The organism is Sphingobium sp. V4 (assembly GCF_029590555.1).
Classification (GTDB): Bacteria; Pseudomonadota; Alphaproteobacteria; order Sphingomonadales; family Sphingomonadaceae; genus Sphingobium.
The window spans coordinates 552,501-577,021 of the sequence record NZ_CP081002.1 but is presented as its reverse complement, the minus strand read 5'-3'; the positions used below and the strand labels follow the sequence as shown (position 1 = coordinate 577,021).

The window sequence follows — 24,521 nt, the reverse complement described above, 5'->3', positions numbered from 1 at the left end:
GATCATGCAAGCGAGAGGATGGATGGGGAAGATCATCATTTCAGGTGCTTCGGGTGCATTCGGGCGTGCGGCGGCGGAATTGCTGCTGGATCGCATCGCCCCACATGAGGTGATCCTGCTGACGCGCACGCCTGCCCGGCTGGCTGATCTTGCAGCGCGCGGGGCGGATGTGCGCTTTGCCGATTTCGACGATCCATCAAGCCTGCCCGGTGCCATGGAGGGGGGGCAGAAAATGCTTCTCATCAGCACAGCGCGCGTTGGAACCCGCGTCGGCCAGCACCGCAACGCCGTGGAAGCGGCGGTCGCGGCAGGCGTGCGGCATATCGTCTATACCTCGATCATCGCCGCCGATCAGCCGTGCAATCCTGCCATCGTGAAGCACGATCATCGCGCGACCGAGGAGATCATCGAAGGCTCCGGCACGTCCTGGACGCATTTGCGCGACAGCCAATATGCCGAGGCGATCGCCGGCCCGATGACCATCCCCGCGCTGATGGCTGGGCGCAAGCCCGACAATTGCGGTGACGGTCCGGTCGCCTTCGTCAGCCGCGCCGATTGCGTCGCGACCGCCGTGGGCGTGCTGACGCAGCCGGGCCATGAAAACCAGGCCTATGTGCTGACCGGCCCCGAACTCATCACCATTCCGCAGGCGATGGCGATGGCCAGCGAGATCGCCGGAAAGCCGATCGTCGTCAGCCAGGTCGATGATGAAGCGATGTTCGCCTATTTCGATGCGCTGGGCGCCCCCCGCCATGCGTCCGACATCGTGCCGGATGGTCCTATTCCATGGTCCAGCGACGACATGGTGACGTTCGGTCAGGCGATCCGCGAAGGCTATTTCGCGGAAAGGACCGACTGGGTCGAACGGATCACCGGCCGCAAGCCCAAGACCCTGCGCGAGGTGATGCTGGCGCACAAGGGAAGCTGGCCACTGTGAGAAGGGTGTTTCTGGTGATCGCCGGGTTGCTGGCGCTGGCGGGTTGCGCGCGCGGCGGCGGCGATGCGGGCGCGGGCGACGACTGGCCCTACACCGGCGGCGATGTCTGGGGCAGCCACCACTCGCGCCTGACCGACATCGACAAGGGCAATGTTACGCGGCTGGGTCTTGCCTGGTCCTATGACCTCAATACCAACCGCGTGCAGGAAGCGACGCCGGTGGTGGTCGATGGGATCATGTACACCAGCGGCAATCTGGGCCGGGTTTATGCGCTCGACGCGGCGACCGGCAAGCCGCTCTGGACCTTCGAGCCGGAGGTCGACATGCAGGCCAATCGCTCCGCCTGCTGCGACCAGGCCAATCGCGGCGTCGCTGTCGCGCAGGGCAAGGTGATGGTCGGTGCGCTCGACGGGATGCTCTACGCGCTCGACGCGAAGACCGGCAAACGTCTTTGGAAAGCTGACACGGTGGTCGACCATGGCCGGGGCTACACCAGCACCGGCGCGCCCGAAGTGGCGGGCGACCTCGTCATCATCGGCAATGCCGGCGCGGAATATGACGCGCGCGGCTATGTGACCGCCTATCGCATCGCGGATGGGGGACAGGCCTGGCGCTTCTACACCGTGCCGCATGATCCCGCGCAGGGGCCGCAGGAGGACAAGGCGCTCGACGCGGCGCTCAAGACCTGGGATACCAGGAGTCGCTGGGACATTGGCGGCGGCGGCACCGTGTGGGACGCGATCAATTATGATCCTGCGTTCGATACCGTCTATATCGGTGTCGGCAATGGCGGCCCCTACTCGATTGCGACGCGCTCGCCCAAGGGCGGCACCAATCTCTATCTCTCCTCCATCGTCGCGCTGGACGCGAAGAGCGGAGCGGTAAAGTGGCATTATCAGGAAACGCCTGGCGACAGTTGGGACTTCACGGCCACCCAACCGATGGTGCTGACGCAGATGGAGGTAGACGGCGAGGTTCGGCCGGTGATCCTCCATTCCCCCAAGAACGGCTATCTGTTCGTGCTGGATCGCGAGACCGGCAAGCCGCTGCGCGTCAATGCGCTGGTGCGGACAAACTGGGCCAAGGGTTTCAGCGAGACGGGCGTGCCGCATATGACGCCCCAGCGGGTCGATTACTGGAACGGGCCGCGCATCATCTTCCCGGCGTCGGCGGGCGCGCGCAACTGGTATCCTGCGGCTTATGATGCCGAGCGGAAAAGCTATTATGCCCATGTGCTGGACATGGGGAACCTGATGTTCACGGTGCCGCCGGGCACGCCGGCGCAGGCGCGGCGGCCCAAGGCATTGAATGTCCAGACGACCCTGATCTTCACCCCGCAATTGCAGAGCGTGTTGCCGACGCTGCCGCCCGCGATCCGAGAGCAGGTGGAAAAGCTGCCGGAAATGCGGTGGGTGAAGGACAAGTCCTACGTGTCCGAACTGCGCGCGATCGATCCGCTGACCGGAAAGGCGCGCTGGTCGGTCGCGACCGAAGGCTGGCAGGACCGGATGGGCGTGCTGTCTACCGCATCGGGCCTGATTTTCCACGGTACGATCGGGGGCAAGCTGATGGTGCGGGATGCGGACAGCGGCGCGCTGTTGAAGGAGATCGACACCGGTAGCTCGATCATGGCCGCGCCCATGACCTATCGCGTGAAGGGCGTGCAATATGTTGCGGTCGCAACGGGCTTTGGCGGTGGCGGCTGGGGCTATGTGCCGCGCTATTCGGCCGCCTACCGCTACGGCAATGCCAACCGCATCCTGGTGTTCAGGCTAGACGGAGGGGCGGTCGAGAAGCCGCAGCCCTTGCCGCCCGTAGAGGTCGCGGCTGCGCCGCCAGCGCAGAAACCGGGCGTGACGCGGGCTACGATCATGCAGGGGCAGGCGATGTTCTTCCAGAATTGTGCGATCTGCCACAGCAACCAGTTACGATCCACCGCGCCGGACCTGCGGCGGATGCAGCCGGCAACGCATGAGATGTTCGGAGCGATCGTGCACGATGGGCTGCTGCTACCGGGCGGGATGCCCCGCTGGGACGATCTGCTCAGCGGCGAGGATGTGGATGCGATCCATGCCTGGCTGATCGACGAGCAGGGCAGGCTTCACGCGCGCGAGGTGAAGATGCAGGCGGCGGGCCAGCCGCTCGACGCGCCCAGCGCCGCCATCATGTCCAGTTTCTAGGAACGACCATGGAAGAAAGTGACATCATCGTCGTGGGCGGCGGATCGGCCGGCTGCGCCATGACCGGGCGGCTGGCCGAGGCGGGGCTTGCCGTCACCCTGGTCGAGGCGGGCAAGAGCGACCGGCATATACGGTCGCGCATCCCGGCTCTGACCAGCGCGATCGTCCAGAACCCGACCTATGATTGGTGCTATCAGGTCGAACCGGACCCGTCGCTGGGCGGCCGGGCCGACATCTGGCCGGCGGGCAGGATGCTGGGCGGCGGCAGCGCCCTGAACGGCATGATGTTCATCCGCGGCCATCGGTGGGATTATGACGAATGGGCGCAACTGGGCGCGGAGGGATGGGACTATCAATCCGTCCTGCCCTATTTCCGCCGGCTGGAGGATAATGAACGCGGTGCGGATGCCTGGCGCGGCGTCGGGGGGCCGATCGCCGTGTCCGAAGGGCGCGCGCGCTATCCGATCACCGACCAGTGGATCGCGGCGGCACAGGCGGCGGGCATATCGCGGTCGTCGGACCTGAATGGGGAGAAGGCCGAGGGCGTCGATTATGTCCAGGTGTCGCAGCGGGGCGGCGAGCGCTGTTCGGCGGCGCGGGGTTATCTGCACGATCGGCGCGGCGGCAACGCGCCCAGGATCCTCTTGGAGGCCCAGTTGCTGCGCCTGCTGATCGAGCGGGATCGCGTTGTCGGCATCCTCTATCGGCAGGACGGCGTCGAGAAGGAATTGCGCGCACGCCATGGCGTGGTGCTGAGTGCCGGCGCGATGAACACGCCCCGCCTGCTGATGCTGTCGGGCATCGGCCCGGCCGATCATCTGCGCGACCATGGCATAGAGGTGGTGCGCGACCTGCCGGGCGTGGGCGGGAACTTGCAGGACCATGTCGGTACCCATGTCGTCAATGACGTCGATGTGCGGACACTGAACAACGACGCGCGGGGGCTGCGCGGCGCGTGGCAGTTGCTGCGCTACGCGCTCGCGCGGCGGGGCGCGCTGACCACGGCGATCGGTCATGCGCAGGCGTTCGTGAAGAGCCGGCCGGATTTGCCCGCGCCCAACCTCCAGATCAGCTTCGCCGCCTTCGCCTTCGACTTTGACGAGAAGGGGCGGTTGATGCTGCGCCGGAACCCGTCCGTCTCGACCCTGGTCGGGCTGATGCGGCCCAGCCATCGAGGGCGCATCAGCCTTGCGTCGGCAGACCCGTCCGACGCGCCGAAAATCGAACATCGGCAACTGGGCAGCGAGGATGATATCGACCAGATCGTCGAGGGCATCGGCATTGCCCGGTCGATCCTGAGCGAGGCGCCGATCGCAGCGCATATCAGGAGCGAACTGCGCCCCGGCAAGGCGCTGACCGATCCGGAGCAGTTGCGCGCCTATGTGCAGATGGCGTCGATTCCGCTCTATCATCCGGTCGGCACGGCAAGGATGGGTCGGGTCGATGATGCCCAGGCGGTGGTCGATCCCGATCTGGCGGTCATTGGCGTCGATGGGTTGTGGGTCGCCGACGCATCGGTCATGCCCAGCCTGCCCGCTGGCAACACCAATGCGACCGCGATCATGATCGGCGACAAGGGCGCGGACCATGTGCTGCGCGGAATCAGACAGCGAAGTGGACAGTTGTGAGCCGTTGCGCCGGCTTGCAATAATAATAACGATCGTTATCATTTGATCGCAGGACGAGGAGCAGATCAACGTGCGAGTCTTTCCCGAAACGATCCATTTTACCGGCCTAAACACGCCCGTCGGCATCGAATGGTCAGCGCGTAACCTGGATGTCGTCGGCGTCATCCCCGCCGAGATCGAGGGCGCCTTCTTTCGCGCGGTGCCCGATCCTGCGCACCCCCCGATGTTCAAAGACGACATCGTCCTGTCGGGCGACGGCATGGTCGCCAAATTCACCATTCGAGGCGGCACGGTCGATTATGCGATCCGCTATGTCGAAACCGAACGCTATGCCCTGGAGAGGGAGGCGCGGCGCGCCTTGTTCGGCCAATATCGCAACCCTTTCACCGACGATCCGAGCGTCGTGGGGCGGGACCGCACCGTCGCCAATACCACGCCGGTCTGGCATGGCGGGCGGCTGTTCATGACAAAGGAGGACGGGCTTGGCTATGAGGTCGATCCCGACACGCTGGAGACGATCGGCCGCTGGGATTATCATGGCGCCTTCACCTCGCAGACCTTCACCGCGCACCCCCGCGTTGATCCGGTCACGGGGGAGATGTTCTTCTTCGGCTATGAGGCGGACGGCCTTTGTTCGACGAAGATCGCCTATGCCATCGCCGATCGCGACGGCAATCTGGTGCGCGAGCAATGGTTCGATCAGCCCTATTGCTCGACTATCCATGACTTCGCGATCACCGAAAACTACGCGATCTTCCCGATCTTCCCGACCACGGCCGATCTGGATCGGCTCGAGGCCGGCGGGGCGCATTGGGCGCACCGGCAGGATCTGGACAGCTGGGTCGGCATCATGCCGCGATACGGCAAGGTGGAGGAGATGCGCTGGTTCAAGGGACGACCGGGCATTTCGGCCTTCCATCTGGTCAACGCTTATGAGGAAGGCGACCTGCTCCATCTCGATCTCTGCCTGTCGGACACCAATGCCTTCGGCTTCATGCGCGAGGCGGGCGGTATCCAGCGAGACCAGCGCGACATAGGCGGCGGGCTGACTCGCTGGACCTTTGACATGGCGAAGCCGGGCGAAGCTTATGAGGAAAGACTGCTCGGGCCGCCGGGCGACATGCCGCGCCTGCGCGACGCCGACCAGGGGCGACCCTATCGTGTGGCCTGGTATCTGTCGATGAATCCGCAGGGTGGACCACCGCTGCCGGGCGGGCCGGTCGGGGCTGCGTTCAATGCGCTGCTGCGGATCGAACCGGGCAATGGCCGGATCGACATGATGGGGCTGGAGCCGGGCATGGCGATCAGCGAGCCGGTCCATGTCCCCTCGGCGCAGGCCGATCATGAAGGCTGGCTGCTGACGGTGGTGGACAGGCAGACGGGGCTGGTGGACTTCCAGTCCGAACTCTGGGTCGTGGATGCCGGCGCGATCGCCGCGGGGCCGGTCGCCCGCGTGCCGATGCCGCTGCCGATGCGGGCGCAGGTTCATGGCGCCTGGGTTTCTGCAGCGCAATTGGCGGCGGCAAAGGCGCGCCAACCCGCTTGACAAAATACTAACGATCGTTATGAATAGTGGGGAGGCGAAGACCTCTCCGCTGCGGGCGGAAAAGATGGACGGCCGTGGGTCGGGCAAGAGGATGGCATGGCAGGTCGATGCACGGCATCGCCCCACCGGAACCGGCAAAGGCTGGTCCGGCGCTTCCTCCCCTGCGCCTTGCGGCCATCATATGAGGGAGGAAAAGAAAATGGCGACAATCTGGAAGAGCCGGTTTCAAGCACATGCGGCGGGTCTGGCGCTGGCGTCGGCGATGATCGCCGCGCCCGCATGGGCCCAGGAGGCGGCAACGCCGGAGCAGCCGGCGGATCAGCCCGGCGCCGCCGACATCATCGTCACGGCCCAGTTTCGCGCGCAGAACTTGCAGGACACGCCCATCGCGATCACCGCGGTGTCTGCCGACACGCTGGCGGCGCGCAGCCAGACCAGCGTCACCGATCTTGGCCAGTTCGCGCCCAACGTCGCGCTGGCGCCCGCGACCAGCATCCAGGGCAATGCCGTCGCCGCCTTCATTCGCGGCGTGGGGCAACTCGACGCCAGTTTCGCGCTGGAGCCGGGCGTTGGTATCTATATCGACGACATCTATTATGGCACGACCTTCGGCGCGGTGATGGACCTGACCGACCTGGAACGGGTCGAGGTGCTGCGCGGGCCGCAGGGCACGCTGGCGGGCAAGAACAGCGTCGGCGGCGCGGTCAAGCTGTTCAGCAAGAAGCCCGATTCGACAACCGGCGGTTTCATCGAGGCGACCTACGGCCGGTTCGACCGGCTGGAACTGCGCGGCAGCGCCAATGTGCCGTTGACTGACGACCTGTTCCTGCGGGTGTCGGGCGTGTCGAAGAATGTCGACGGTTATATGAAGCTGCTCGACTATGGCTGCGTCAATCCGGCGTCGGGCATCCCCACCAGCAGTGGCAACAAAAATTGCCGGATCGGCACTGAAGGCGGGATCGACGTGATGGCGCTGCGCGCCGCGCTGCGCTACGCGCCAGCCGGAGCGCCGCTGGAAATCAACATCGTCGCCGATGTGTCCAAGGACAATAGCGAGACGGTCGCGACCAAATTGCTTTATGCCGACAATCCATCGGTGCGCAGCTATGTCGCGGGCGATCCTACCGCCGGCATCCCGTTCGACAGCCGCTTCCTAACCGGCGCCAAGAGCTATAGTTCCTACGCCACTTACGCGACCGGCGGCAATTATACGACGGTGTTCGGCATCCCGACCCAGATCGCGCCGGGCGGCTTCACCGCCAGCCCGACCAGCACGGTCAAGGCATGGGGCCTGTCTGGCACGATCGACTATGATCTGTCGGACAGTCTGAAGCTGAAATCGATCACCGGCTATCGCAGCGCCGACGGCACCAGCGCGATCGACGTCGACGGATCGCCGCTCGCTATCCTGTTGCAGCAATTCACCTACGGCCATGAGCAGTTCACGCAGGAAGTGCGCCTCAGCGCCAATTTCAACGATCTGGTCGACCTGACCGTCGGCGGCTTCTATTATAACGCCACGGACACGATCCAGGGCCGCAGCCAGATTCCGACCCTGCTCTTCGATTTCCTGTCGGACGACGTGATCAAGAACCGCAGCGCCTCGGTCTTCGCCCATGGCGAATTTCATGTCACCGACGCCTTCAATATCATCGGCGGGCTGCGTTATACCGACGACAAGAAGACCTATCGCTATTCGCGCCGCAATGTGGACGGCAGCTTGCCGAGCGGCGCCTTCTTCACGCCGAACTTCCTGCTGGTCGGGCTGGATGGGCTGACCGGCACGTTCAAGGGCAACCGGGTCGATTACCGCATCGGCGTCAACTATCGCTGGTCGGACGAACTCATGACCTACGCCCAGCTATCGACCGGCTTCAAGGGGGGCGGCATCAATCCGCGCCCGTCCGCGCCGGACCAGGTCCAGACCTTCGGCCCGGAAAAGCTGACCACCTATGAAGCCGGGTTCAAGGCCGACCTGCTCGGCCGGATGCTGCGCCTGAATGGCGCGGTGTTCCTCAACAAATATAACGATATGCAGCTTGTCCGCTATCAGTGTCCGGAAAGCATCGTCCTGTCCTGTTCGGTGCCGTCCAATGCGGGCGATGCGGAGGTGTTCGGATGGGAGCTGGAAGCGCAACTGCGCCCGGCGGACGGTCTGTCGTTCGATGCGTCGGTCGGCTATCTGGATTTCGACTATAAGGCGATCACCAACCCGGCGACTCTGGTGACGAAGGACATGATCGCGCCTTTCATCAGCAAATGGCAATTGTCGGCGGGCGTGCAATATGAAGCGGACCTTGGCGGCAGCGGCACGATGACGCCGCGGATCGACTGGTCCTGGCGCTCGAACTTCTATTATAACTCGGTCAACAACCCCTATAATCTGATCGACGCGCCCAGCCTGGTGAATGCGCGGCTGACCTATCAGGCGGCGGACAAGGACTGGTCGCTCAGCGTCGGTGTCACCAATGTCTTCGACAAATTCTATTATAATGGCGTGGCGGAAAATGTCGGCACTTTCGGCGTCGTCACCGGCACGGTCGGCCGGCCGCGCGAATGGACCGCGACCGTCAAGAAAAGCTTCTGAGAGGAAATGGACAGCATGATTCCCGCAGGCATCCGCATCGCCCATCCCGACAAATTGTTCATCGGCGGCGCGTGGATCGATTCCACCGGCGATGGCGTGATCGAGATCGTGTCGCCCAATAGCGAGGCGGTCATCGCGCGGGTCGCCGACGGCACGGAAGCGGACATGGACCGCGCCGTCGCGGCTGCGCGCACGGCGTTCGATGACGGGCCATGGCCCAGCATGGCCCCCGCCGAGCGCGGCGCCATTGTCCGGCGGATGGGCGCGGAGCTGGAAAGGCGCGCGCCCGAACTGGCGGCGGCCTGGACCGCGCAGGTCGGTGGCCTCGCCAGCTTCGCGCCGGTCATGACCGGCGGCGCGACCGCGACGCTGATGGCGATCGCGGGCTATGCCGATACCTATCCCTTCGTGGAACGGCGCCCGTCGCACATGGTCGACACCGCGATCGTGGTGCAGGAGCCTGCGGGCGTAGTCGCGGCGATCGCGCCGTGGAACGCGCCCTATGGCATCATGTCGGCAAAGGTCGCCTATGCGCTGGTCGCGGGCTGCACCGTCATCATGAAGCCCTCGCCCGAAACCCCGCTGGAGGCGTATATCATAGCGGAAGCGGCGGAGGCGGCGGGGGTTCCTGCAGGTGTCGTCAACCTGGTGGCGGCCGGGCGCGATGCGTCCGACCATCTGGTTCGCAATCCGGGGATCGACAAGGTGACGTTCACCGGATCGACGCTGGCGGGCAAACGGATCGGCGAGGTGTGCGCCGGACGGGTGGCGCGCTGCACGCTGGAACTGGGCGGCAAGTCGGCGGCGATCGTGCGCGACGACTTCCCGATCGAAGTGGCCGCCGCGATCCTGGGCAACACCATCACCATCATGAGCGGGCAGGTCTGCGCCATGCTCAGCCGCGCCATCGTGCCCCGGCACCGGCATGACGCGCTGGCCGACGCCATCGCCAAGGTGATGCAGGGCATCCGCATCGGCCATAGCGATGCGCCCGATACCCAGCTGGGCCCGGTCGCGATGAAGCGCCAGCTGGCGCGGGTAGAGGAGTATGTCGCGCTGGGCCGGGAGAGCGCCGATCTGGTGACGGGCGGCAATCGTCCGGCGCATATGAACAAGGGCTATTTCATCGAGCCGACCCTGTTCGCCAATGTCGATAACGCCAGCCGCATCGCGCAGGAGGAGATTTTCGGCCCGGTTCTGTGCCTGATCCCGGCCGAGGATGAGGAGGATGCGATCCGTATCGCCAACGACAGCAGCTTCGGCCTCAACGGATCGGTGCTGACCAACGACGCTGACGCCGCCTATCGCATCGGTCGGCGCATCCGCGCGGGCGGCTTTGGCCAGAATGGCATGAAGCTGGAATTTGGCCTGCCTTTCGGCGGCTTCAAGCAATCGGGCATCGGCCGCGAGGGCGGGGTGGAAGGGTTGCAGCCCTATCTGGAAACCAAGACGATCCTGCTCGACGGCGCGCCCGCGGGTTTCTGAGGATGATCGCGCTGGACGCGCAGGGGCGCGGAACCGGGGCGGCGTTCACTGCCGCCCGGATCATCTTCGGCGGCTGGTTCCTGTTTTCCGGGGTGGAATATTTCACGCCCTTCGAATTGCAGCCGCTGGGCAATACGCCGCTGGCGCGGGAGTTCACGCTCGCGGTGATCCACAGTGGCCTGTTCGCCTGGATCAAGCTCATGGAGATCATCGTCGCGCTGCTGGTGCTGGCGAACCGGGCGATCCTGCCCGCAGCGCTCGCCTGCGTGCCGCTCAATATCGTGATCGGCTATTGGAATTTCGTGCTCGATCCGGGCGTGGTCGAATATGCGTTCGGGATCGTGACGCTGATGTTGAACGCGATCCTGCTATGGCCCTGGCGGCAGGAACTGGTCGGGCTGTTACGCTGGTAGAAAAGCAAGAACGAACCTTATTCGAAAAACGCCACCGCCCGCACCTCGATGCTGGATCGCGTCTGCGTGTCGGGCAGGCTGCTGTCGTGGAATGCGGTATGGGGGCAGCGCCACGTTACATCATGATCGCTGTCCTGGAATTTGAACAGCAGCACATCGTCCGCCGCCATGTTCGAAAAATACCACCAGCGGTGACGGTCCCGATGGCGGAAGATTGAGGCGGCGATCATCTGGTCCTCGCCTGCGACCGGCGCTGTCAATGCGTCGCCGACCGGCAGCTCGTCCACCACGAACAAGGTGTTGGACGTCGCCTCCTCATCGGACACAGTGCGGCCGTCGCACACGGCCAGCGGCCAATCCTGCGGGCCGGGCGTAAAAGTGCGCCAGAAACTGACGCAGACATAGCGTTTATAGCCCGGCCCATCGGGGAAGGCGGCGGCATAGGCGCGCTCGGCTGCGCGGCGGCCGGTGATTTCATTATAATCGACATGCGCCTCGCCCGCCGGTGGCTGGATGCCGCCTTCATGGCGGTAATTCTCGACCTTTTCCTGGGCGCGTGCAGTGAGATCGGCGGAGGTGCGGATCATCCATCCGCCCGCCGACACGCAGGTTGCGCCGGTCAGCGCGCGGATCGCGTCTTCACATTCGCCCAGATAGAGCCGATCGACCTCCTCCTTGTCGAAGAAATCGGCGATGCCGCTGCGATGTTTGCCCAGCATGAAGCCATGCGTGTCGAAACGGAAATGATCGCGGATCGGCATCCCGTCGCGCACCATCATGCGATGGTCGCCATAGGTGCCGGTGTTGATCTCCACGCCACGCGACACATAGCGCCGCGTGACGAAATCGCCTTCATCGAGATAGCGGATCAGCGCGGGCGCCTGCCGCGCGCTATCCTCGACATCGGCTGCGATCGGCAGGCTGGCCATTAGTCGACTTCCTCTGGCAGCGCGCCGATCACCGATTTCACCTCCAGAAATTCTTCCAGCCCGAACTTGCCGAATTCGCGACCATTGCCCGATTGTTTGTAGCCGCCGAACGGCATGTCGAAGGCCAGGCCACCGACATTGACGAACACGGCTCCCGCCCGGATGCGACTGACGAACTTGCGCGCACGGGCGGGATCGCCCGCGACATAGGCGCCCAGCCCATAGGGCGTGTCGTTGGCGATGCGGATCGCGTCCTCATCATCTGCATAGGGCATGAGGACGAGAACGGGACCGAAAATCTCCTCCTTGGCGATCGTCATGTCCGGCGTGACATTGGCGAAGACGGTGGGGCGGACATAACTGCCCGCGTCCATGCCTTCGGGACGGCCGGTGCCGCCGGTGACCAGGGTCGCGCCTTCGTCGATTCCGGACTGGATCAGGCCCTGGATACGCTCCCATTGGCGCTGACTGACGACCGGGCCGATATGATCGCCCTCGATCTGCGGATCGCCCACCTTCTTGGCGGCGAACAGCGCGCCGACCTTTTCCGCCGCTTCGTCATGCTGGGACTTGTGGACGAGCATCCGGGTGGGCGCGACGCAACTCTGGCCGCTGTTGAGCAGCACGCCGCCCACGCCGCCCGGCAGCGCCTTGTCGAGCGGCGTGCCTTCCAAAATGATGTTGGGCGATTTGCCACCCAGTTCCTGCGCGACGCGCTTGACCGTATCGGCCGCGTTCTTGGCCACCATGATGCCCGCGCGGGTGGAGCCGGTGAAGCTCACCATGTCGATGTCGGGATGCTTGGCGAGCGCGGTGCCCACGCCTTCGCCATCGCCCTGCACCAGGTTGAAGACGCCCGGTGGCACGCCCGCCGCGTCCAATATCTCGGCAAAGATGGCGGCGCAACTGGGCGCTTCTTCGGAGGGCTTCAGGATCATCGTGCAGCCCGCTGCCAGCGCCGGGCCGACCTTGGCCACGATCTGGTTCATCGGCCAGTTCCACGGCGTGATGAGCGCCACCACGCCGATCGGTTCGCGCACGACCCGATTGTCGCCGATCTTCTCGGAAAATTCGTAATTCTTCAGCGCGTTGAGCGCCTGCCTCAGATGGCCCAGGCCCGATCCCGCCTGCGCCGTTTGCGCCATGGAGATGGGGCAGCCCATTTCGGTGGCGATGGCGCGGGCGATGTCGGGCACGCGTTTCTGATATTCACCGATGATGCGTTCGAGCAGCGCGATCCGTTCTTCGCGGCTGGTTCGGGAGAAGGTGTCGAAGGCGTGGCGCGCGGCGATCACTGCCGCATCCACATCGGCCGCCGTGCCCAGTATCAGGTCAGCGGCGCGTTGGTCCGTCGCGGGGTTGATGACGGCCATCGTCCGGCCGCCCTGGCTCTCGACCCACTGGCCGTCGATATAGTGCTGGAGCGTGTTGGGCATGGGATGTCCTTATGCGGGGAGGAGACCGAGTTCGGCGTCGGTGGCAGGCGTGCCCCATTTATCGCGCGGGGGCAGGGGGCGGTCGCGCCAGGGCGGGTCGAGGGTGAAGCTGGAGATGCGACGGCCTTCGGGCAGGCGACCGTTGCCACCGCCCTGGGCGTAGTCATAATAAAGCGTCATCAACTCGCGATGGCCGTGGTGGCGCTGTGCTACCGGATGCGACAGGCAGGCGTCCCGCCAGCGCAGGAGCCGCGTGAGATGCAGGGGGATCTGATAGGCCTCATAATAATCGAGGAACCAGAGCCGTTTGAACATGGGCGTAAAGGCGACCTCCGCCCAGCCGAAGCGGTCGAACAGATAGTCGCCGTCCGGCGCATAATGGCGCAGAAATGCGTCCAGCCGCGCATATTGGGCATCAACTTCGGCCCGGTGCTCGTCGCGCCTGGCCGGATCGCGATTGAGGATCATGCGGTAACCCGCGCCGGTGAACTGGCCATCGGTCGCGCACAGCATCGCCTCGACTGCATGGTCATATGGGTCTTGCTGCGCCACGGGCGGGTCGGGAAAGCGATCCTCGACATAGCGCATGATGACCATGCTTTCCTTCAGCGTCTCTCCATTTTCCAGTTCCAGAGCCGGGAGCGCGGTTGTGCCGTGCGTCTTGGCGAGCAGCCATGCGGGGCGCGGATGCGATATGTCGATCTCATGGTCGGCCATGATGCCATCCAGTCCCTTGAGGTCGAGCAGCAGCTCGATCCGTTCGGAAAAGGGGCAACCGGGAATATGGTACATTCTGAGCTGCCCCGCGGGCGGTTCGTCCTGCCAGGTCATGGGATCAGGCCGCTGTCGCCGCAGCCGGGCGAGGTGGCATTTCGCTCCTGGAGTTGGCGAACATGGCCTGCGCGGCGGGGCGGGCATTGATCCGGTCGATCCAGGCGACCAGATTCGGGGTCGCGTCGGGGTTGACGATGTCGGCATAGCCGAACTGCATCCCGTTCGCGATCGCGAAGTTGCAGATGTCCGCGAGCGTATAAACTTCGCCCGCCAGCCAGGGACTTTGCGACAGGCGCTTTTCGAGCCGTTCGATCGATACGCGGATCTTGCGCATTTCCTCGTCCAGTACCGCCTGGGGGAAGCCGGCGCGGGCGCTGCGCCATTTGGCCTGCTGTTCGGGGATGGGGATATGCTTCAGTTTCTCCTCGAACTCCTCGTCGGAGAGTTTGCGCGCCATCGGGCCGATCATCCGCTCCCAGCCGATGGTCGACACGCACCAGCAGAAATATTCGTCCACCCATTTGGTCCAGACGCGCATTTCCGCGATCTGTACGGGATCGGTCGGGCGCAGGCGCGGCGCGTCCGGAAAGGCATCCTCCAGATATTCGCAGATGACGGTCGATTCCGTGATGATATGACCGTCATGATCGAGCGCGGGCACCTGGCCGCGCGGATTGATTGCCTTGAACCAGTCCTCATGATGCTCGAACCGGGTCGGATCGACAAAGCGGGGCGTGAAATCCAGCCCCTTTTCGTAAAGGGCCAGTAGCGGCTTCAACGAATTGGCGGCCGGACCGAAGCTGTAGAGCGTCAACATGCGCTATCCTCACCTTGTTGCTTGCGGCGTCTGATGCGCCTTCGCCAACAGGTGGTGCCGGGCGATCCTGTGGGCCGCAAGTCGTCTGTGGATACTATCAGTGGCGCTACCCGGCAGGGGGGAGCGCTCAACCTGTCAGTCTCAATGATAGCGCCGCCACTCGTCTTGCAGGGAGGGCCGCGCTTTGCTTTGGGGACGGGAAGAAAAGTCGGAGAGGATGATGCTGGAACTGCTGACGTCGGAGACGCCCAATGGCTGGAAAGTGTCGATCCTGCTGGAAGAGCTGGGCGTGCCCTATCGGGTGACGCCGATTTCGCTGACCGACAGGGTACAGAAGCAGGACTGGTATGTGGCGATCAATCCCAATGGCCGCATCCCGACTCTGGTGGACCGTGATGCGGGGGATTTCGCCATCTTCGAATCCGGCGCGATCCTGCTCTATCTGGCGGAGAAGTTCGGGCGCTTCATCCCCGCCGATGCGCAAGATCGTAGCCGCGTGATCCAGTGGGTGATGTGGCAGATGTCGGGGCTTGGCCCGATGATGGGGCAGGCGACGGTCTTCAACCGCTATTTCGACGAGAAGCTGCCGGCAGTGATCGACCGCTATGTCCGCGAAAGCCAGCGGCTGTTCGGGGTGTTGGACACGCGGCTGGCGGATCGCGATTTTCTGGTCGGCGATTATTCGATCGCCGACATCGCCTGCTTTCCCTGGGTTCGGGGGCATGACTGGGCGGGTGTCGACATGAGCGGCTTTCCCCATCTTCAGCGCTGGTTCGACCGGATTTCGGTGCGGCCCGCAGTGCAGCGCGGGCTTCTCGTCCCCACCCCGCCACCCGCCGAGGAGATGGCGGAAAAGACCACCAGGCAAGGAAAGACTATTCTCGCGTGAGCGCCTATCTCCAGCGGATCGTCCGCATCGAATGGGGGCATTGCGACCCCGCCGGCATCGTCCATGCCCCGCGCTATTTCGACATTTTCGGCGAAACGACGATGCTGCTGTTCGAACGCGCGGGCCTGCCCAAAAAGCGCGAGATGATGGCGACCATGCCCTTTGCCGGATTTCCCATGGTCGACGTGTCGGCGCGATTTTTCTTGCCGACCGCCTATGGCGATGATGTGCTGGTGGAGGCGGAGGCGCCGGTTTTCGGCAATAGCAGCTTCACTGTCGCGCATCGGCTGTCGCTGGACGGCCGGCTGTGCGTGGAGTGCATCGAAAAGCGCGTCTGGACTGCCCCGGACGCTAACCGCCCGGGCGGGCTGCGGGCGGAGCGGGTGCCTGATTCGGTGCGGGCGCTATTCCTATAGCCTTGGGTGAAACCGAATGGGGTGGGTCTGTAAGCGTTCAGCGCCCGGCAAGGCTGAGCGGGCCATGACGGTTTCCACGAAAGAGGGAGACGCGTCATGGAGCAATCATTCGGCCTTTCCGACAGGCGCAGCCTGATCGCGACCTTGGCGTTGCTGCCGCTGGCGGCCTGCGCCACGCCGATGGGGCGCTATACGGTCGAGGAAGCGGTGCGGCGCTTGCTGGAACTGTCGAGCGAGCGTGCCTTTTCCCGGTTGACCGAACCGGGTGGCTTCTATGACGATCAGCTCACGCGGATCGCGCCGCCGGACCTGGGTGGCGGGAAGGGTGGAGCGGTGCTTTCCGCGCTGCTGCGGACCAATGCCGTGCGCAACCAGGTGGCGATGGCGCTCAACGATGTCGCGGTCGATCTGGCCGACAATGCCGCGCCGGTCGTGATCGACGCGGTTCATCGCATGACGCTGGCGGATGCGGTATCGGTGCTGCGCGGCGGACCGACGGCAGCGACCGATCTGTTGGCGCGCGAAGCGCGTGGCTCGGTGGTCGAGGCGCTGATGCCCGGCGCGTCGCAGGCGTTGCGGTCGGACATGTTCGAGATGCTGTCGGCGGCGCTGGCTGCGACAGGCGGCAGGGATTATGCGGCGATAGCCGACAATGTGTCGGGCCAGATCGGCGACGCGATCTTCCGCGCGATCGGGCGCGAGGAAGCGGAAATTCGCCGCGACCCGCGCGCGACCGGCGACCCGATCCTGATGGCGTTGCTCGGATAGGCCTTGCTTTCCTTGGCAGAGCGTGGTGACGCAGGCGCATGGAACAGAAATTTCCCGGCGTCGCCAGCATCCCCTGGGATCAGCCCGCGACCATGATCGACCTGGATGGCAAGCCGCCGCTGATCGGCACGATCCGCGACTGCGCCGTCCATTTTGGCCTCTACAAGCCCGATGCCAAAGCGCAGGCGCGCATCCTGCTGACCCAGCCCGTCCATCGGGAAGGGCGCAAGACGCGCACCTGGCTGCTGGAACCGGAGGAGATCGATGCGCTGGCCGAGCGATTGAAGCGCGAGACCAACTGACAATCAGGCGGCGGTGGACGGGCGTCAGGCTGTAACTGGCGCCTCCGTTTCCGCCACCAGCCTGGCGAGTCGCTGTGCGCTGACCTCGTCCAGCGGCGCGAACAGCAACAGGCGCTGGCCCGGCGCTTCCTCGATCGCATAGCTGGTGTGGCGGAACATGATCTCGCCCACGCCCGGCATGTCGGCGATGTTGGTATCCTCGAAATGCGCCATGATGTCGGATTCCTGCCAGTAGCGCTGGAAGAATTCCGACTGGTCCATCATGTCGGCGATGATGCCCTCGAACACTTCGGGCTGGGCGGTGCGGCTATAATCCCATTTGAAGCGGGCGATCAGGCGGCGGCACATATCCTGGAACTTGTCCGGGTCGGCGCGATAGCGCGGGTTGAGCATCAGGATGCGGAACAGGTTGCGTTCTTCGCGCGGTAACTGGCTATAGTCGCGAAAGGCATGGGCGACGAGGCGGTTCCAGCCGATCACCGTCCAGTCCTCCACCATCACCAGCGCGGGAATCGACAGCGCATCCATCAGATGCTGGGTGCCCGCGTGGATCGTCTCATCGGCGCGGCGGGCCAACGGCGGGGGGCGATGCTGGGCGAGCGCAAAGAGAAATTCGCGCTCGTTGGGGCTGAGGCGCAGGGTGCGGCTCAGTCGCTCCAGCATCGGCGCGGATAGCTGGACCTCGCGCCCCTGCTCGAACCATGTGTACCAGGTGACGCTCATCCCCGCGAGCGTCGCCACTTCCTCGCGCCGCAGACCGCGCGTGCGGCGGCGTTCTCCCGCTGGCAGACCGACTTCGGACGGCGCCAGCTTGGCGCGAGCGGCTTTCAGGAACCGCGACAATTCTTCCCTTTGTGCCATGCCTTATCCAGTTACTCGCAATAATGGGACATCCACCGGCCTTCTTGCGGGCCGTCTCCTCTGCAAGACCCGTTGGTCTGCGGTCGGCAGCATAGCCGACAGTGAACAGGAGAGGTAGATTGGCTGGCAAGCTATTTGTGACCTGCGCGGTGACGGGAAGTTCGCCGATGCCGGCGCATCCCGACTTCCCCTTCCGCCCGGATCATGTCGCCGCCGAGGCGCTGGCGGCGGCGGAGGCCGGCGCGTCGATCATTCATGTCCATGTGCGTGATCGCGAGACCGGCGCGCCGTCGCAGGCGCTGGAGGATTATCGCGAAGTCGTCGGCCTGATCCGGGCGAAGAATGATGAAGTGATATTGAATGTCACCACAGGGCCGGGCTGCACCTGGATGCAGGGGGACGATGATCCGGCGGTCTGCGGCCCCGGCACGCTGATGTTCACCGCCGAGCGGCGGCTGGAGCATATCCTGGATTTGAAGCCCGACATGTGTACGCTCGACATCTGCACCATGCAGCTATGGGGCGGGGTGGCGATCAACCTTGACCCCATGATCACCAGGATGGGGCACATGATCCAGGATGCGGGCGTGTTGCCGGAGATCGAATGCTTCGAGGCGGGGGACTTTGTGTTCGCCGACGACCTGATGGCGAAGGGCGCGATCCCGAAGAATGTGCCCTTCACCTTCGTTCTGGGCACCAAATATGGATTGCCGGCGACGCCTGAGGCGATGCTCTATGCGAAGAACCAGATTCCGCGTGGGAGCCAGTTCACCGGCTTCGGCGTCAGCCGGCACAGCCTGCCCATGGCGGCGCAGTCGATGCTGCTGGGCGGCAATATCCGCGTCGGGTTCGAGGACACTATCTATCTGCGGCGTGGCCGGATGGCCGCGGACAATGGCGAGATGGTGCGCTGGGCAGTCGAGATGGTCGATCGGATGGGCGGCGACATCGCCAGCGCCGGCGAGGCGCGGGCCATGCTGGGCCTGAAGCAATAAGGAGAGGACAGGATGACGCAGGCAGCAGGTGCGCCGATGGGCGATGTACGGGGCAAGACCGCTTTCATAACGGGCGGGGCGAACGGAATCGGGCTGGGCATTGCGCGGGCGCTGGTCAGGGCCGGGGCAAATGTGGTGATCGCCGATATCCGCGAGGACGCGCTGGCACAGGCGAAGGCCGATCTGGCCGCCGATGCGCAGGTCGAGACAGTGCAACTCGACGTCACGGATCGCGCCGGATTCGCCCGCGCCGCCGATGCGGCGGAGGCGCGGTTCGGCAAGATCCACATGCTGATCGGCAATGCCGGCATAGGCGTGATGGGGCCGGTGCTGGACGCGCGCTACGATGACTGGGACTGGGGCATGGGCGTCAATCTGGGCGGGGTCATCAACGGCCTGGTCACCATCCTGCCGCGCATCAAGGCGCATGGCGAGGGCGGACAGATCGTCACCACATCGTCCCAATCGGCGCTGATCCCGATCAGCTATTCGGCGATCTACACCGCCGCCAAGGCGGCGGTGCTGGGTATTTCGGAGGCGATCCGGGGCGAGCTGGCGGCGGAGAATATCGGCGTTTCGGCTTTCATGCCCGGCCCGGTGCAGAGCCACATCGCCCATTCGGGCGAATTGCGGCCGGCCGAATATCGCAGCGACAGCGGCTACAAGCAGCGCGAGGAAGAACTGGAGAAGCGGCCGGTGTCGCCGCTCTGGATGAGCGCGGACGAGGTCGGCGAGCGGGTGCTGGCCGGCATATGCGATAACGATCTGTACATCCTGACGCATCCCGAATTCGCGGACGGGATGCGGACCCGGTTCGATGCGATCCTGGCGTCGATGCCCGATGAGGCGATCAACCAGGATCGGGCGAAGGAGATCGGCTTTCTGCTGTCCAACCCGGTGTTCGACGACCAACTGGCGCGGCACAAGGGCAAGGAGTTGGCGGCATGACGAGGATCGCGGGACGCACCGCCTTCATCACCGGCGGCGGATCGGGCGTGGCGCTGGGGCAGGCGAAGGTCTTTGCGCAGGCGGGCTGCAAGGTCGCGATCGCCGACATAAGGCAGGACCATCTGGACGAGGCGCTGGCCTGGTTCGACGGGCGCGGGCATGAGGTGATGGCGGTAAAGCTGAATATCACCGACCGCGCCGCCTATGCCCGCGCCGCCGATGCGGTGGAGGCGCAGCTGGGGCCGGTCGAGCTGCTGTTCAACACGGCGGGGGTGTCGATCTTCGGGCCTTTGCAGAACGCCACCTATGATGACTGGGACTGGCAGTTGGATGTCAATCTGCGCGGGGTCATCAACGGCATCCAGACCTTCGTCCCGCGCATGATCGAGCGGGGCAAGGGCGGGCATATCGTCAACACCGCGTCGATGTCCGCCTTCGTGGCGCTCAAGGGCACGGGCATCTATTGCACGTCCAAAATGGCGATACGGGGCCTGAGCGAATGCCTGGCGCTCGACCTGGCCGATCATGGTATCGGCGTGTCGCTCCTCTGTCCCGGCGCGGTCAACACGAACATCCACGAGGCGGTGCTGACGCGCCCGGCGCACCTTCAGGACACCGGCTATTATGGCGCCGATCCCGTTGTCATGGCGCACCTTAAGCAGGTGATCGCGGTCGGCATGGAGCCGGAGGTGCTGGCCCGCTATGTGCTGGAAGGCGTGGAGGCGAACCAGTTCTACATCCTGCCCTATCCCGAATTTCGCGGGACGCTGGAGGAGGTCCACCAACAGGTCTTGGCCGCTCTTGCAAAGCCCGAGGACGACCCGGACTATGGGAAGCGGGTCGCGCATGGCGTGCCAGGCGGGGAAAGGCGCGAAAAAGTCAACGGCGCATAGGGGCTGCCTCTGGCCGGATGGAAAAGGGGCATGTCCGGCCAGCTTTTTGATTTGCGATGAAAATTTTGCCAACAGAAAGGATATTGCGCCGTATATTGGGATATTACCCCCAACAGATTTTCTGCCGATCGGTTCTAAATCCCGGATTTCCGAGCTTTTCATCAATTGGCACGCCCCCTGCAAAGCATTGGGCACGGTCCATCGGGATCGTTCAAAGCAAGTTCAGGGAAGGACATGACCATGAAGACCATTGCCGCCATCATCGCCGCCGCCGCCATTGGCAGCTTTGCCGCGCCCGCCGCCGCGCAGGGCCAGTATGGCAAGCCCAAGGTGAGCTATGATGCCAAGACCCAGCATTATTGCATCAAGCAGGTCCAGCCCAGTTCCATCGTTCCCACCGTCAAGTGCCGCACTGCGAGCAAATGGGCCGAGGCCGGCGTGACCATCACGCGCAAGCCGGCCGTCCAGCTTGCCCAGCGCTGAGGCGAGGGGCCTCCCGCATCGATCTGATCGGGAGGCCGTCCGCTAACAAGGCGCCATGCCCGACTTATGGAGGAATCCTTCGCTTCACGCCAGGAGCATGGTTTTCTCCCAATCTGCCGTCTGGGCAAATCCGTTCGAGAAGAAAGTCGACCGTCCTCGACGAACGGAAGTTCCATGTCGAGCCGACGCGTGGGTCGGGCGATCGACCGCATGAAGGATGCGGCATGTGGCGACGATACGCCATGCCGCCCCGACCCGTATCGGCATTCCTTCGCTCTTGGCTTGCCTGCGCCGATATGGGAGAGGTGAAGCAGGGTCGCAGGCAGGATGGTGGAAAATAGACATATGTGCATTGCGACCGACAGGATTGCGCGTCGCGCCAAGTGCTGGGGCATCGCCTTTCTGCTGGCATCGCTGGTGCCCGCGTCCCTCCATGCGGCCGACCCGGCCCCATTCGAACTGTCCGGTCCATCCCTGCGCGTCATGGTGATGCGCGGCGCGCAGAGCCTGCCGATCGCGCAGGTGCCGAGCCTGTCCGAGGGGGATCAGCTCTCCATCGAGGCGGACTTGCCGGATGAACAGGGTGCCCGTTTCATCCTGGCGTCCGCATTCCTGCGCGGGGCGACCAACCCGCCGCCCAAGGATTGGGTGAGGTTCGCCGAGACCTGGAAGAAGAAGGCCAATGACAGGGCGCTGACCGTGACCGTGCCCAAGGGCGCACGGCAGATGGTGCTGTTCCTGGTGCCCGACACGGGCGGGGCGGAGGGGACGCTGACCGACGCGGTGCGCGGCAAGCCGGGCGAATTCGTCCGGGCGACGCAGGATCTGAACCAGGCCTCGCTCGACCGATCTCGGCTCGACGCCTTCATGGCCGCGATTCGCGCGCAGGAAAATACCCATCCCGAATTTCTGCGGGGCGTCGCGCCGATGCTGGCGAACAGCCTGTCGATGAAACTGAATGAGGAATGTCTGTCGAGGGTTGTCGAATTGCAGGCGGCCTGCCTGCTCGACAATCGGGAATCGCTGGTTCTGGCGGATGTCCACAGCAGTTCGATGGCCGAGACGCTGACGGGAGCGCCGACCGATCTGGCGTTGCAGCTGAGCGCTACGCGGGAGGCGGGCTATGGCTATTACAGCGCCTATATCGGCGTGGTGCGCGATGTGGCGAAGATTTTCGGCGCATTCAGTAATCCGCAGTTCGACTATCTGCCAACGCTCAGTGTGCGCAAGGGCGATGGCATCGGCCTGTTGCTGAACGCTGCGCCCTCTTTCCAGAAGCCCAAGTCGGTGATGGTCGTGGCGATGCCGGCGATCGAGGCCGACAGCCCGCCGCGCCTGCGCAATGCAGCCGATGCGCCGATCTGCGCCGTGCGCGCCGGCACCGTGCTGCCGGTCGAGGGCGCGCCGCTCATCTATTCCACCGCCTATGCGCGCGACGTCAAGCTGGCGCTGAAGGCGGCAACGGGCGAGATGGCGGAACTGCCGGTTACGGCGCGGGCGGATCGGGGCGGCTATGTGCTGGCTGGCGCCGACCTGCCGTCTACCTTCAAGGGAACGGTGCAGGGCCATCTGTACGGCCATTGGGGATTCGATCGCCTTGAAGGACCGGACTTTACGCTCCAGTTGCCCGATGGGGGCGGATGGGCGGTCGAGGGCGAAGCGCCTGCGCTTGTGGTCGGCCGCGACAATGGGCTGGTCTTGAAGGGCGGCGCGCCGGCCTGCGTCGAAAGCGTGACGATCCGTCAGGGCGATGGACCGGTTCAGTCGATAGGGTGGAAAGTCCAGGGGCGCGACGGGCTGGCGCTGACATTGCCGCTCGCGGAGCGCAGGCCGGGAACGATCGATCTGGCGGTGAAATATCAGGGGGTCGCTCAACCGTCGACCATTACTCTGCGCAGCTATGCCCAGGCAAGCCGCCTGGACGGCCTACTTCTCCATACCGGCGACAGGCAAGCGCTGCTCTCGGGGCAGCGGCTCGATCAGGTGGAAAGCGTCGAAATTGCCGGCGTGATCTTGCGGCCCGACGGGCTGACGCGCGACGGGTCTATCGACCGATTGAGACTGGCGATGCAGGGGGAAGGGGTGGTTCCCCGGCAGGGCAGTCAGGTGAGCGCCCGGGTCAGCTTGCATGACGGGCGAACCGTTGGCCTGGCGGTAACGATAGCGGCTCCACGTCCGCAGATCGGGCTGCTGAGCAAGGATGTGACGCCGGGCGCACCGGGTGGCAGCGCGGATCTGGCGCTCGATGGCGACGAGGTGCTGCCGGATAGCGGTCGGCTCGTCTTCTCCGTCGAGGCCAAGGGGGAGACGCATTTGACCGCTGCCGACGCCATCGAAGTGGCGCCGATCGATGGTAGCGCCGCGCTTCGCCTCACGACGGCCGATGGTCTGCGCCTGGAAAGTCCGCAGGTGATGGTGGCGACGCTCGACCCAGACGCGCTGGCGCCGCTTTTCGGCCCGCTCCGCTTTCGCCTGGCGCGGGGCGGGGAGGTCAGTGACTGGCAGCCGCTGGTGACTCTGGCCCGGTTGCCGCGGATCGAGGGCGTGGCCTGCGAAGCAAAGGAGGGAGATTGCACGATCCGTGGCCGCGACCTGTTCCTGATCGACGCGGTCGGGACGACGCCCAACCTCGATCAGGCCGCCCAGGTCGCGCACGGCTACACCGGTTCTGCCCTGAAGGTGCCGGCGCCGCCGGACGGGAAGCTTTACCTGCGGCTCCGCGATGCGCCGGCCAATGTGGTCACATTGCCTGCCGCCTGACCGTATCATCCAGATTTGTGTGGTCCCACGCGGATGGAATGGCCTATAGCGCAAAGGAAAATGATCGTATCGCCGGATGATGGGCTGGTCGATAATCCAATTATTTTGCTGATCCCGCCATGGGCGTACGCGCATCGGCGCGGCATGTTTCCGGCATATTCCGCATCTGCTGGAGAGGATCATCATGAAAACCCAGGTCGCCATTGTCGGCGCAGGGCCGGCCGGACTGTTGCTTGGTCATCTGCTGCGAGCCGAAGGCATCGATACCATCATCGTCGAGCGGGCGTCGCCCGATTATGTTCTGGGACGCATCCGCGCGGGTGTGCTGGAGCGGACCACGACCGACCTGATGGACCGGCTGGGCCTGGGCGCGCGTATGCATGCCGAAGGGCTGCCGCATGACGGGTTTCACCTGGCCGACGGCGAACGGTTGATCCGCATTGACATCGCCGCGCTGACAGGCAGGCAGGTCAT

The 24,521-nt window shown here is 64.6% G+C and carries 22 protein-coding genes (1 of these 22 only partly in view); 17 read left to right on the top strand and 5 right to left on the bottom strand.

Translation table 11 applies throughout. The annotated features are described in order from the left end of the window. The first annotated feature begins 22 nt into the window (after positions 1–22). The 7 genes from K3M67_RS18335 (at position 23) to K3M67_RS18305 (ending at position 10,776) form a co-directional block, all read left to right on the top strand. Positions 23–937 (top strand): NAD(P)H-binding protein, encoded by a 915-nt coding sequence (locus K3M67_RS18335; protein ID WP_066854777.1) that lies wholly within the window; start codon positions 23–25, stop codon positions 935–937. Next, on the top strand, positions 934–3,117 hold the full coding sequence (locus K3M67_RS18330; protein ID WP_285833685.1) for a PQQ-dependent dehydrogenase, methanol/ethanol family: 2,184 nt from the start codon (positions 934–936) through the stop codon (positions 3,115–3,117). Before K3M67_RS18335 ends, K3M67_RS18330 begins: the two co-directional genes overlap by 4 nt. An 8-nt stretch (positions 3,118–3,125) precedes the next feature. Further along, entirely contained in the window at positions 3,126–4,745 is a 1,620-nt protein-coding gene (locus K3M67_RS18325) for a GMC family oxidoreductase (protein ID WP_285833684.1), read from the top strand. A gap of 70 nt (positions 4,746–4,815) precedes the next feature. Then, positions 4,816–6,291, top strand: a complete 1,476-nt coding sequence (gene nov2, locus K3M67_RS18320) for a lignostilbene-alpha,beta-dioxygenase NOV2 (protein WP_285833683.1) — start codon at positions 4,816–4,818, stop codon at positions 6,289–6,291. A 199-nt stretch (positions 6,292–6,490) separates the two neighbouring features. After that, entirely contained in the window at positions 6,491–8,878 is a 2,388-nt protein-coding gene (locus tag K3M67_RS18315; protein WP_285833682.1) for a TonB-dependent receptor, read from the top strand. A 15-nt stretch (positions 8,879–8,893) separates the two neighbouring features. Then, positions 8,894–10,363 (top strand): aldehyde dehydrogenase, encoded by a 1,470-nt coding sequence (locus K3M67_RS18310; RefSeq protein WP_084438926.1) that lies wholly within the window; start codon positions 8,894–8,896, stop codon positions 10,361–10,363. Between the two features lie 2 nt (positions 10,364–10,365). Further along, a complete protein-coding gene (locus K3M67_RS18305) occupies positions 10,366–10,776 on the top strand; it encodes a hypothetical protein (protein ID WP_285833681.1) in 411 nt (136 codons plus the stop codon). A 17-nt stretch (positions 10,777–10,793) separates the two neighbouring features. Here the strand turns inward: K3M67_RS18305 and K3M67_RS18300 are convergent, their stop codons facing one another. The 4 genes from K3M67_RS18300 to K3M67_RS18285 are packed head-to-tail and all read right to left on the bottom strand — an operon-like array spanning position 10,794 to position 14,732. Next, positions 10,794–11,705, bottom strand: a complete 912-nt coding sequence (locus tag K3M67_RS18300; RefSeq protein ID WP_285833680.1) for a CmcJ/NvfI family oxidoreductase — start codon at positions 11,703–11,705, stop codon at positions 10,794–10,796. Next, positions 11,705–13,141, bottom strand: coding sequence for an aldehyde dehydrogenase family protein (locus K3M67_RS18295; protein ID WP_285833679.1), 1,437 nt, complete (start codon positions 13,139–13,141; stop codon positions 11,705–11,707). Before K3M67_RS18295 ends, K3M67_RS18300 begins: the two co-directional genes overlap by 1 nt. A gap of 9 nt (positions 13,142–13,150) precedes the next feature. Then, a complete protein-coding gene (locus tag K3M67_RS18290) occupies positions 13,151–13,933 on the bottom strand; it encodes a glutathione S-transferase family protein (RefSeq protein WP_285833727.1) in 783 nt (260 codons plus the stop codon). Positions 13,934–13,976: 43 nt separating this feature from the next. Then, positions 13,977–14,732, bottom strand: coding sequence for a glutathione S-transferase family protein (locus K3M67_RS18285; protein WP_066854755.1), 756 nt, complete (start codon positions 14,730–14,732; stop codon positions 13,977–13,979). 220 nt (positions 14,733–14,952) lie between these two features. Between K3M67_RS18285 and K3M67_RS18280 the strand changes: the two genes are divergently transcribed. From K3M67_RS18280 to K3M67_RS18265, 4 genes are all read left to right on the top strand, one after another. Next, complete coding sequence (locus K3M67_RS18280) at positions 14,953–15,621, top strand: glutathione S-transferase family protein (RefSeq protein WP_066855287.1); 669 nt, start codon at positions 14,953–14,955, stop codon at positions 15,619–15,621. Beyond that, positions 15,618–16,037 carry an acyl-CoA thioesterase gene (locus K3M67_RS18275; protein WP_285833678.1) on the top strand — a complete coding sequence of 140 codons (420 nt, stop codon included), beginning with the start codon at positions 15,618–15,620 and terminating at the stop codon, positions 16,035–16,037. Before K3M67_RS18280 ends, K3M67_RS18275 begins: the two co-directional genes overlap by 4 nt. 96 nt (positions 16,038–16,133) lie before the next feature. Further along, on the top strand, positions 16,134–16,805 hold the full coding sequence (locus K3M67_RS18270) for a DUF4197 domain-containing protein (RefSeq protein WP_285833677.1): 672 nt from the start codon (positions 16,134–16,136) through the stop codon (positions 16,803–16,805). Positions 16,806–16,843: 38 nt separating this feature from the next. Next, positions 16,844–17,107, top strand: a complete 264-nt coding sequence (locus tag K3M67_RS18265) for a hypothetical protein (RefSeq protein ID WP_066854750.1) — start codon at positions 16,844–16,846, stop codon at positions 17,105–17,107. A gap of 24 nt (positions 17,108–17,131) precedes the next feature. Here K3M67_RS18265 and K3M67_RS18260 read toward each other — a convergent pair whose 3' ends face one another. After that, a complete protein-coding gene (locus tag K3M67_RS18260; RefSeq protein ID WP_066854748.1) occupies positions 17,132–17,968 on the bottom strand; it encodes a helix-turn-helix transcriptional regulator in 837 nt (278 codons plus the stop codon). Between the two features lie 119 nt (positions 17,969–18,087). Here K3M67_RS18260 and K3M67_RS18255 point away from each other — a divergent pair, with 119 nt between their 5' ends. From K3M67_RS18255 to pobA, 6 genes are all read left to right on the top strand, one after another. Continuing rightward, entirely contained in the window at positions 18,088–18,963 is an 876-nt protein-coding gene (locus K3M67_RS18255) for a beta-keto acid cleavage family enzyme (RefSeq protein WP_084438908.1), read from the top strand. Between the two features lie 12 nt (positions 18,964–18,975). Further along, the gene (locus K3M67_RS18250; protein WP_066854743.1) at positions 18,976–19,911 is read left to right on the top strand and encodes an SDR family oxidoreductase; all 936 of its coding nucleotides are present in this window, start codon (positions 18,976–18,978) and stop codon (positions 19,909–19,911) included. Continuing rightward, complete coding sequence (locus K3M67_RS18245) at positions 19,908–20,804, top strand: SDR family NAD(P)-dependent oxidoreductase (protein WP_285833676.1); 897 nt, start codon at positions 19,908–19,910, stop codon at positions 20,802–20,804. The genes K3M67_RS18250 and K3M67_RS18245 overlap by 4 nt, the downstream gene beginning before the upstream one ends. A 240-nt stretch (positions 20,805–21,044) precedes the next feature. Continuing rightward, complete coding sequence (locus K3M67_RS18240; RefSeq protein ID WP_285833675.1) at positions 21,045–21,287, top strand: hypothetical protein; 243 nt, start codon at positions 21,045–21,047, stop codon at positions 21,285–21,287. 345 nt (positions 21,288–21,632) lie between these two features. Next, complete coding sequence (locus tag K3M67_RS18235; RefSeq protein ID WP_285833674.1) at positions 21,633–24,047, top strand: hypothetical protein; 2,415 nt, start codon at positions 21,633–21,635, stop codon at positions 24,045–24,047. Between the two features lie 184 nt (positions 24,048–24,231). Beyond that, positions 24,232–24,521 carry the beginning of a 4-hydroxybenzoate 3-monooxygenase gene (pobA, locus tag K3M67_RS18230; RefSeq protein ID WP_066854733.1) on the top strand. It continues 880 nt past the right edge of the window, so only the first 290 of its 1,170 coding nucleotides appear in the window; the start codon lies at positions 24,232–24,234; its stop codon lies beyond the right edge, outside the window.

Coding starts and splice junctions, on each gene's coding strand:
- K3M67_RS18285 (WP_066854755.1), bottom strand. CDS start 14,732: ATGTTGACGCTCTACAGCTTCGGTCCGGCCGCCAATTCGTTGAAGCCG.
- K3M67_RS18325 (WP_285833684.1), top strand. CDS start 3,126: ATGGAAGAAAGTGACATCATCGTCGTGGGCGGCGGATCGGCCGGCTGC.
- K3M67_RS18335 (WP_066854777.1), top strand. CDS start 23: ATGGGGAAGATCATCATTTCAGGTGCTTCGGGTGCATTCGGGCGTGCG.
- K3M67_RS18245 (WP_285833676.1), top strand. CDS start 19,908: ATGACGAGGATCGCGGGACGCACCGCCTTCATCACCGGCGGCGGATCG.
- K3M67_RS18260 (WP_066854748.1), bottom strand. CDS start 17,968: ATGGCACAAAGGGAAGAATTGTCGCGGTTCCTGAAAGCCGCTCGCGCC.
- K3M67_RS18315 (WP_285833682.1), top strand. CDS start 6,491: ATGGCGACAATCTGGAAGAGCCGGTTTCAAGCACATGCGGCGGGTCTG.
- K3M67_RS18300 (WP_285833680.1), bottom strand. CDS start 11,705: ATGGCCAGCCTGCCGATCGCAGCCGATGTCGAGGATAGCGCGCGGCAG.
- K3M67_RS18310 (WP_084438926.1), top strand. CDS start 8,894: ATGATTCCCGCAGGCATCCGCATCGCCCATCCCGACAAATTGTTCATC.
- K3M67_RS18280 (WP_066855287.1), top strand. CDS start 14,953: ATGCTGGAACTGCTGACGTCGGAGACGCCCAATGGCTGGAAAGTGTCG.
- K3M67_RS18270 (WP_285833677.1), top strand. CDS start 16,134: ATGGAGCAATCATTCGGCCTTTCCGACAGGCGCAGCCTGATCGCGACC.
- K3M67_RS18250 (WP_066854743.1), top strand. CDS start 18,976: ATGACGCAGGCAGCAGGTGCGCCGATGGGCGATGTACGGGGCAAGACC.
- K3M67_RS18265 (WP_066854750.1), top strand. CDS start 16,844: ATGGAACAGAAATTTCCCGGCGTCGCCAGCATCCCCTGGGATCAGCCC.
- K3M67_RS18305 (WP_285833681.1), top strand. CDS start 10,366: ATGATCGCGCTGGACGCGCAGGGGCGCGGAACCGGGGCGGCGTTCACT.
- K3M67_RS18295 (WP_285833679.1), bottom strand. CDS start 13,141: ATGCCCAACACGCTCCAGCACTATATCGACGGCCAGTGGGTCGAGAGC.
- K3M67_RS18240 (WP_285833675.1), top strand. CDS start 21,045: ATGAAGACCATTGCCGCCATCATCGCCGCCGCCGCCATTGGCAGCTTT.
- K3M67_RS18235 (WP_285833674.1), top strand. CDS start 21,633: ATGTGCATTGCGACCGACAGGATTGCGCGTCGCGCCAAGTGCTGGGGC.
- K3M67_RS18290 (WP_285833727.1), bottom strand. CDS start 13,933: ATGTACCATATTCCCGGTTGCCCCTTTTCCGAACGGATCGAGCTGCTG.